Origin of the sequence: Sutcliffiella rhizosphaerae, assembly GCF_917563925.1 — a bacterium.
Taxonomy (GTDB): domain Bacteria; phylum Bacillota; class Bacilli; order Bacillales; family Bacillaceae_I; genus Sutcliffiella_A; species Sutcliffiella_A rhizosphaerae.
This window is the reverse complement of sequence record NZ_CAKJTJ010000082.1, coordinates 1-1,892: the sequence shown is the minus strand read 5'-3', so window position 1 is coordinate 1,892 and position 1,892 is coordinate 1. Positions and strand designations below refer to the sequence as shown.

Sequence of the window (1,892 nt, the reverse complement as noted above, 5' to 3'; positions counted from 1 at the left end):
AATCGAGTAGGAGGGGGTGACTAACCCCCGACCTCTCACACCACCGTACGTACCGTTCGGTATACGGCGGTTCAATTAAAGTTGACGTAAACTTTCATATCTTGCATATAGACTTTTGAGCCCTTGGGAACTCCAATAGGAGTTCCCAAGGGTTTTGTGTAGGATTGGACTGCTGGCTGTTCTCCAGTATTTCTTCCTTGAATTTCCCCATTCATATGCTTTAGACGGATGGACACCTAACCCTTTTAGCTTTCTCACTTTGGTTCTCGGGTGTTTCCATTCTTTCCATACAATCATTCGGAGTCGTCTTCTTATCCACTCATCCAATTCTTTGAATCTGCTCGGTGTGTCTGCGAGAGCGAAGTAATTGCACCATCCTACAAGATATTGGTTTAACTTCGCTATTCTCATTTCCATAGGGATTGGTTTAGAACGAGATGTTAGGACTCTTATTTTAGCTTTGAGTCGTTTGATACTCTCGTTTGCTATCCGAACCTTGGGTTCTTTATGGATAGTAAAGCTAAAGCCAAGGAACTTACGCCTCCAAGGGCGGTCTACTGCTGATTTCTCTCGATTCACTTTTAGTTTCAGCTTCCTTTCTATGAAGTCACTGATCGAGTTCATGACTCTTTCGCCTGCCTTCTTGGACTGAACATAAATGTTACAATCATCCGCATATCGGACGAAATGGTGACCTCTGGATTCCAGTTCTTTATCGAGTTTATCCAGAAGGATGTTCGAGAGAAGTGGACTTAGCGGACCGCCTTGAGGAGTCCCCTCTTCTATTTCATGGACGACACCGTTAATCATAATCCCAGCCTGAAGATACCTTCTGATTAGCTTTAGGACCGTCCGGTCTTTCACTTTGGAAGCCAGTATTCCCATTAGCTTGTCATGATTTACTTTATCAAAGAATTTCTCAAGGTCTATATCAACCACCCACCTGTTTCCTTCTTTCATGAATCCTTTTGCTTTCCGCACGGCATCATGTCCCCTTCTATTCGGTCGGAAGCCATAACTATGCTCGGAGAATGCAGGGTCAAAGATTGGAGTCAGTGTTTGAGCGATTGCCTGTTGAATGAATCGGTCTGTCACAGTAGGTATTCCTAGTAAACGGACTCCACCGTTCGGTTTCGGGATTTCGACTCGACGGACAGGACTCGGTTTATAGGTACCATTCCTTAGCGATTGACAGAGAGAGTCCCAGTTATCAACAAGATGTCTTCGTAGGGATTTTACGGACATTTCATCCATCCCGTGACTTCCTTTGTTTCTCTCCACACGTTTGAGTGCTTCTATCAAGTTTTCCCGTGACAGTAACCTATCCATTAACATAAGATATTTCCTTTCCACGCGAACGAGAGGTCTATTTGTGTTATTCTTGCTCCACCCTCTTGAAATCCCCCGTGGGATTCACCACTTCCTCTTCCAAGTAGGTCTCCTAAGAGATTGTCTGCTTCTGCGCAAGAAGTGTACGCATAGTTCTCGTTCATCTTTAACTGTTCAGTCCTTCCCTTACTTTCTCGAGTAAGTAAGGTACTATGACTTCTGCTGACTTCTGACTGTTCAACTGTCTATCGCTAGACAGGTTACCAAGTGTGCTCGGCGTCTCAGTCAGACCTCCCCGGGTAAGAATGCAATCTTTCCTTCCACCTATCTGCTTCATTTACTCTGTATCACCTTTGACAGAAAGGACTTTGTTTTGTTATGCAAACTCATCCAATGATACCTAGCCTCCTATGAAGTTCGTGTTCCTCAGACCGGAAGTTTGCCGCCCGCTTCCTTCAGATTCCACGTCGCCATGGACACCCTTGCGTTAAGCTAACTGCTACTTCTGTCTTCACAGTTCGGGACTTGCACCCTATAGATTGCACCCATGCCGGGCGCACATA

General features: G+C 45.2%; 3 protein-coding genes. All 3 read right to left on the bottom strand.

Annotated features, from left to right (window positions below; translation table 11 throughout):
- Positions 1-75: 75 nt before the first annotated feature.
- From ltrA to LRP81_RS23050, 3 genes are read right to left on the bottom strand one after another with little or no spacing between them, the layout of a single operon-like run.
- Positions 76-1,335: a group II intron reverse transcriptase/maturase gene (gene ltrA / locus LRP81_RS23060; RefSeq protein WP_230505546.1), complete on the bottom strand. Its 1,260-nt coding sequence runs from the start codon at positions 1,333-1,335 to the stop codon at positions 76-78.
- Positions 1,329-1,493 (bottom strand): hypothetical protein, encoded by a 165-nt coding sequence (locus tag LRP81_RS23055; protein ID WP_230505544.1) that lies wholly within the window; start codon positions 1,491-1,493, stop codon positions 1,329-1,331. Before LRP81_RS23055 ends, ltrA begins: the two co-directional genes overlap by 7 nt.
- Before the next feature lie 2 nt (positions 1,494-1,495).
- Positions 1,496-1,666 (bottom strand): hypothetical protein, encoded by a 171-nt coding sequence (locus tag LRP81_RS23050; protein ID WP_230505542.1) that lies wholly within the window; start codon positions 1,664-1,666, stop codon positions 1,496-1,498.
- Positions 1,667-1,892: the final 226 nt, after the last annotated feature.

Bases quoted from the DNA above. Each gene is read 5' to 3' on its own strand.
- ltrA (WP_230505546.1), bottom strand. From the start codon at position 1,335: ATGTTAATGGATAGGTTACTGTCACGGGAAAACTTGATAGAAGCACTC.
- LRP81_RS23055 (WP_230505544.1), bottom strand. From the start codon at position 1,493: ATGAACGAGAACTATGCGTACACTTCTTGCGCAGAAGCAGACAATCTC.
- LRP81_RS23050 (WP_230505542.1), bottom strand. From the start codon at position 1,666: ATGAAGCAGATAGGTGGAAGGAAAGATTGCATTCTTACCCGGGGAGGT.